Raw genomic sequence first — 5,922 nt, 5'->3', positions numbered from 1 at the left:
CTTCGGGCCGTTCAACGCCGCTCAGCAGCTCATCCAGTAGTTCCGTGGAAATCGTCATTGTCGTCATGCTCCTTCGTTGGTGAAGCATGGGCCAAATTACTCATACACAGAAGGTCGGACACTCTCGTTTAAACTGAAGGAAATTGAAGCCAAGTGCGCGAAAAACGTTGTCATTATCAACTCCTGAAAGAGGCTGAACGATGGCACACCTGTTCGAACAAAACCGAAACTACGTCCTTGGCGACCCAGAACTGAACCTGATCGGTGGTCACAACAAGCTGGCCCAATGGCGTCACAAGCGCATGGGGCCAGCCTTCTATCGTCTTGGCCGCAAGATCATCTATCGCGGCGCTGACCTGAACGCCTGGGCAGAAGCCCAGCGTATTGATACCACTACTTAAAGCAAAACCCACAAACTCTTAATGAGCGCGTGGGCTTTGCAGGTAGTCTTAACAACACCATGCTACAGCATGCGCGCTCCTGAATCTACAGGAGAAAAAGTGAAACATTCCCCTTTAAAAAAATCAGTGAGCAAAGCTCTTTCGCCGACGAATGCAAAGCAAGCTGGGCAAGAAACCTCCGATTACTACAGGGCCGTTCTAAAGGTCGCAGGCGCGGCCATAGATGCGGCATGGGTATCCCTTGGCGGCTGCCCCAGCCAAATCACCGCCGTGCGCGTCTATCTGGCGCTTATGGCGTGTGGGGGACGCTGATGGCGACCAAACCCTACAAGAACAAAAAAAGGGGAACTGGGCGTCACGTCCAGCTTCCCGAATGGCTGCAATCGTCAGAGGCATGGTCAACGCTGAAACCTGGCCCGCGCGCGCTCTACATCGAACTGAAGCGACGGTTCAATGGATCGAACAACGGGCACATTATTCTCAGCCACCGAGACGCGGAAAATGCATTGAATGTCCACCGCAACACCGTCGGCGGTTGGTTTAAAGAACTAGAGGAGCGCGGCTTTATCCGCTTGACGCAGGCCCCACACCTTGGGCCGTCAGGTATTGGCAAAGCTTCGGTGTGGTCCTTGGATGAGTTGCCAACGGACGACATGCAGCCTGCCCTTAAACGTTTTATGTCTTGGCGGAAAAAAACAAAACCCCCGCACAAAAAACAGGACACCCCGTCACAGTGAGTGTGACAGTGACCCGCTAAAACGGACGAATACAGGCACAACCGTCCTAAAATTTGTGACGTGAAACGCTGAAATCCAAAATCACGCGTCACAAAAAACAGGACATATCTACATATAGCCATCGGCAGGCATTCAAATGGACGAACTGACAAGGCCGCACGAGACGCCGACTACACTGAGCTTGAAGGTCGTCAGCAGGTTCACACGCTACTGACCATAGCTGACCTCAAAACCCGTATTCACCCGCCCCAGCGTGGAGCCGCCGAACGCTTCGAGGGGTCGAAGCCCTTCCCTTTGGTCAGGGTTTTGGTCTTTTTCCCCTGCTTTTTGTTGTGCAAAGTGGAACTTAACGGTCTGACGGCGTAGCCGCCTTAAGGGCCGTAGAGTATCCGCCGTTAGCGTTGTCTTCGATTAGTTGGTGTGACGCGTGCCGCCCAGCTAAACGGACAATGGCTTCACTCGGCGTTTGCTCAGCACGATGAAATGTGTTCACTTGCCTCAAAGTTGAATTTTTGGGTCTAAGAAATTGCCAAATGTTGTCGAGGCTACCGAAATTGCACCGCATGTATCATGGTTAAAGCAGCGGAGCGGTTCGTATTCTACCTCTGATGGGGTGTCGATTGAGATATGGGATTTCGCATACTCAGACGACGCAGCGACTTTTTCGGCATGGGCATGTCACTTCAGGAATCACTATTGCTTGGACGAACAGATCGACCTTCTCAAACCTCCGGGCACAACTCGATCTCAATACCTCATTGACTATAAATTCCCCACTCAAACGGGAGGGCTTGGGCCTGCTACCAGAGCAGGTGATTTTGGCGAAATCTTGGTAGCAGACTTTTTACAGTGGATTCGTGGATGCTGGGTTCCTCGTGTTCGCTGGAACTCCAAGATAATCAGGAACGAGTCCCCCAAAGGAAGCGATGTTGTAGGCTTTCTTCTCGACGATCCTGCTGAGCCAAAAAAGGTGACAAACTGGTTATCTATGAAGTCAAAACTAAGTTCTCCAAGTCAAAAGAAAACAGACTCCAAACTGCAATCAATGACTCCGCCAAAGATTACATCCGCATTGGCGAATCCCTAAATTTCATCAAACAAAAAATGTTGGACAACCAAGATTTTGATGGCATTGCCAAAGTTGGGCGGTTCCAGAATCCAACCGACCATCCGTATATTGAACAATACGGCGCAGCTGAGATAGTTTCGAAGGAATTTGAATGCCTGACGACGTCTTGTTCTGCAGACTGCCAAATTGTTCCGGTGAAGACAGGTTCAGAGGAAGTTGCCCCTCACCCACATCGAAAAAATCTCGAGCTCATTGTGATTTCGGGAAGCGAATTGATGAAGCTCACACACAAGTTGTATGAGGCCGGTGCAGATGAAGCCTGAAGTAACGTCTCGAAAAGTCCTTGGGATCACTCAGGCAAAGGCTAAGATGTACGAGTATGGTCTTCACATAGACAAACACATCTCCATTCCTGACGACGCTCCTTAGCGAAAAGACGTCAGAGGTAGAGGCCCGAGAAGATCACTGCCAACCCGGCACAGACCAGGAAAGCGGTCTTGAGAATCTTGCGGGCACTGATCAGGCCGTAGGACACAAGCGCCAGCCCGACGGCAACCCGCAGCATTGCAATGATCGCGAGGACGGGGCTTTCCGCCAATCGTATAATGTCGGGGTTTGCGATCATCCCCAGGGGGATGAGGTAGAGCCCGACACCCAGAGCCATCGCGGTGAGCGCGACCTTCAGCCAGTTTTCCCCGATCATCCCCGCCGCGATGAACACCGCGCCGCAGACTGGGGGCGTTATCGTCGAGAGCAAAGCGAACCAGAAGACGAAGAGATGCGCTTGCAAAGGCTCCAGACCCAGTTGGGTCAGCGCTGGACCAGCGACGGACACGCAGATGACATAGGCCGCCGTCGTCGGCACTTCCATCCCGAGGATCAGGCAGGCGAGCGCGGTCAGGAATAGCGACGGCCAGAGCAATCCGCCCGACCCTTCGAGGATCAGCGAGGTGATCTTGACACCCAACCCCGTGATTGCCAGCACGCCGATGATGATCGAGGCGCAAAGGATGATGGCCGCAATCATCGACACCTGCCGCGCGGCGTTCGTCACTGCGCCCTTGAACCGCTCGGCGATCTGCGCAGGCCGGAATTCAAGCTCTGCGTTGAAAAAAAGCAGCAGCGCCCCGGCAAGGATCGCCATAGCGGCGGCATATTCGGGCGTGAACTTCGCGCCGAATATTGCCCATAGCAGGACCGAGAAGGGCACCAGGAAAAAGAGCGATGTGATGACAACGTCGCGCCGCGCAGGTCGGTCTGCCGCGTCCACACTTTTGAGTTCAAAGCGGGTGGCGTAGGCATTGATGCCAACCCACACAGCAAAGAAATAGAGAATTGCGGGCAGGATCGCCGCCGCCATGATCGACGTGTAGGGCAAGCCCGTTAGTTCGACCATTACGAAGGCGCCAGCGCCCATCAGCGGCGGCATGATCTGCCCACCCGACGACGCGACTGCCTCGACCGCAGCAGCCAAGCGTTTGGGATAGCCAAGTTTCGTCATCGCGGGTAATGTGATGGCCCCGGTGGAGGCGACGTTGGCCGACGCCGAGCCTGAGATCGAGCCGAAGAGCGCGGAGGAGATCACTGAGACCTTCGCCCCGCCGCCCTTGAGCCGACCAGCCGCAGCGGCGGCCACGTTCATGAACCCTTGTCCGGCTTCGCCCGCGTTCAGGACTGCGCCGAAGATGACAAAGATCGACACCACGCCCACGGACACCCCCGTGAGCGAGCCCCAGATGCCGCCTTCGGCAATGGTAAGCGTGCCGAGGAAACTGGCGATCGGGGTGCCGGAATGGCCGAACTGGCCCGGGATGTACTGACCGAAAAGACCGTAGAGCAAGGCGGCGGCAGCCACCAGCGGCAGCGGCCAGCCGATGGCGCGGCGGGCGGCTTCCAGCGTCACCACCAGCAAGGTGATAGCGAAGGCAATCTGCATGTTGCTTTCGAGAAACCCGTATTGATCTCCCAGCCGGTCGTGGTTGATTGCGATCCATACCGCCGCAGCGATGCCCAGTGCCGCCAATATCGTGCCGCTAATCGTTCCCCAGCGGCTTGTATTGCCCAGCACCAGCACGAAAGGCAGGATGAACGCCATGTGCAGCGGACGGCTGACCAGATTGGGAACAAGGCCGGAGAAGACTAGCGCAAGGTGATAAGCTACCAAAGCAGCTGACAAGACCAGCCAGAAAGTCGCGTTGATGCGGCCAATGGGAATACTGGACATGAGAGTTCTCTTGGTCGGGGTGAGGAGCAGGCCAGACCCAATACCCGGCCTGCAGAAGTGGTCGACGCGTTACTTGTGCGCGTCGCTCAACTTGATACCCGCTTCCTCATAATAGCGCACGGCGCCGGGGTGGATCTTGCCATTGATATTGCTCAGCATGGTCGTATCGACACCGTTCCACCAGGCGGAGGTATCGCCGAGCCTGGCCTTGTTTTCCCAGAAGGTCTTGGTCAACTCATAGGCCGTATCGTCGCCCATCTTGGTGGTGGTAAAGGCCACGACCGGCAGCGATGTCGTGGTGATGTCGGCGTCCTGACCGGCATAGGTGCCTGCCGGGATGGTGATTTCGGTCCGCTTGGTCTCGGCGATCTGCGCATCGGTCAGGGACAACACGGTGACGGGGGTGGAGGCCGCTGCCTCGATCACGTTCGGTGCGGGCCAGGAGCCTGCGGTGACAAAGCCGTCGATCTGGCCATTCTTGAGAGCGGCAACGGCGTTGGACAGTTCGACATCCGCGATCTCGACGCTGTCGGCCACGCCAAAGAGGTTGAGATACTTTTCACCCTCTTTTGCTCCGAAGGAGCCCTTGCCAAGCAGGATCGTCTTGCCCCCCAGACCCGCAATGTCGGTCACACCGCTATCGGCGGACATGACGAAATGCATGGTCAGCGATGGGATCGGGAACAGCGCGCGGATGTCGCCGAAAGCGGGATTGCCCTTGCCCTCGAACATGGCCTTGCCCTGCTGTGCGAGGCCAACGAGCGACGGAGGCGTGGTAAAGACGTAATCACCGCCACGCGCCCGCACTTCCATCACGTTCTGGACGGATCCCTGGCTTTCCTCGATGGTGACGGAAATGTCGCCGTCGGTGCCGGCCTTCATGGCTTCGGCCAGTTCGACGCCCATCTGGTAGTAGGACGATCCGGTCTTTGCCGACTTGTAAGTCACGCGCGTCTCGGCCGATGCGGCCGTGACGACGGCGGCTGAAAGGGCGATCGCCGCCACTGCGGTTTTCAGTATTGCGTTCATCTTGTCTCCTCCCAAAGACGTTCTGCTGATCTATGAAACCTGAATTGTTTGTTCGTCTTCCGCAAGGTTCGAATTGGCGTTCTCCTCGAGAAACGTCGCGCTGGATCCCCCGTCAACGGGCAAGACATGCCCGGTTATGAAGCGTCCGCCGGGGGATGTCAGGAACATGGCAGCCTCGGCCACCTCGGCCGCCCGCGCCATGCGCCGCAGCGGCACGCGGGCCAGCGCTCGGGCCCGGTCGTCGGGATGCGATCCCATCCCGCGCCCGACGGGGGCGATGGCGTTGATGGTGATTCCGAGGCATTGTCAAAAGAAACTGGCTTGAGGCGGGCAGGGTGGTTCCGTAACGTCGTCGGATGACCAAACCTGATCCATTTCGCTATTTCAAAACGAGCCGTGAGATTATCCGCCTGGCGGTGATGTTGTACGTACGGTTTCCACTGACGCTGCGCAATGTGGAAG

7 protein-coding genes and 1 pseudogene are annotated in these 5,922 nt (G+C 56.6%); 5 read left to right on the top strand and 3 right to left on the bottom strand.

What is annotated here, in order from left to right; all coding sequences use genetic code 11:
• Positions 1–200 precede the first annotated feature (200 nt).
• The 4 genes from ROG8370_RS19240 to ROG8370_RS20800 all read left to right on the top strand — a co-directional run bounded on the left by ROG8370_RS19240 (position 201) and on the right by ROG8370_RS20800 (position 2,530).
• Complete coding sequence (locus ROG8370_RS19240) at positions 201–401, top strand: MerR family transcriptional regulator (RefSeq protein WP_085828751.1); 201 nt, start codon at positions 201–203, stop codon at positions 399–401.
• A 311-nt stretch (positions 402–712) separates the two neighbouring features.
• Positions 713–1,138, top strand: a complete 426-nt coding sequence (locus ROG8370_RS19235; protein WP_212580133.1) for a helix-turn-helix domain-containing protein — start codon at positions 713–715, stop codon at positions 1,136–1,138.
• 526 nt (positions 1,139–1,664) lie between these two features.
• Positions 1,665–2,225 carry a Hachiman antiphage defense system protein HamA gene (locus ROG8370_RS21685; RefSeq protein WP_503128347.1) on the top strand — a complete coding sequence of 187 codons (561 nt, stop codon included), beginning with the start codon at positions 1,665–1,667 and terminating at the stop codon, positions 2,223–2,225.
• Positions 2,117–2,530, top strand: coding sequence for a Hachiman antiphage defense system protein HamA (locus tag ROG8370_RS20800; protein ID WP_503128348.1), 414 nt, complete (start codon positions 2,117–2,119; stop codon positions 2,528–2,530). The genes ROG8370_RS21685 and ROG8370_RS20800 overlap by 109 nt, the downstream gene beginning before the upstream one ends.
• Before the next feature lie 116 nt (positions 2,531–2,646).
• Here ROG8370_RS20800 and ROG8370_RS19225 read toward each other — a convergent pair whose 3' ends face one another.
• The 3 genes from ROG8370_RS19225 to ROG8370_RS19215 form a co-directional block, all read right to left on the bottom strand.
• Positions 2,647–4,431, bottom strand: coding sequence for a TRAP transporter permease (locus ROG8370_RS19225; RefSeq protein WP_085828750.1), 1,785 nt, complete (start codon positions 4,429–4,431; stop codon positions 2,647–2,649).
• A 69-nt stretch (positions 4,432–4,500) separates the two neighbouring features.
• Positions 4,501–5,460 (bottom strand): TAXI family TRAP transporter solute-binding subunit, encoded by a 960-nt coding sequence (locus ROG8370_RS19220; protein ID WP_085828749.1) that lies wholly within the window; start codon positions 5,458–5,460, stop codon positions 4,501–4,503.
• A gap of 30 nt (positions 5,461–5,490) precedes the next feature.
• Complete coding sequence (locus tag ROG8370_RS19215) at positions 5,491–5,748, bottom strand: SDR family oxidoreductase (RefSeq protein WP_281252716.1); 258 nt, start codon at positions 5,746–5,748, stop codon at positions 5,491–5,493.
• A gap of 68 nt (positions 5,749–5,816) precedes the next feature.
• On the opposite strand from ROG8370_RS19215, the pseudogene ROG8370_RS21165 reads away from it, so the two are divergent.
• Positions 5,817–5,922 (top strand): annotated as a pseudogene (locus ROG8370_RS21165) (IS6 family transposase); the annotation flags it as partial.

The sequence above is a fragment of the Roseovarius gaetbuli genome, assembly GCF_900172365.1.
Taxonomy (GTDB): domain Bacteria; phylum Pseudomonadota; class Alphaproteobacteria; order Rhodobacterales; family Rhodobacteraceae; genus Roseovarius; species Roseovarius gaetbuli.
The sequence above is the reverse complement of the archived record's forward strand: the minus strand, read 5'-3'. Positions and strand labels throughout refer to the sequence as shown.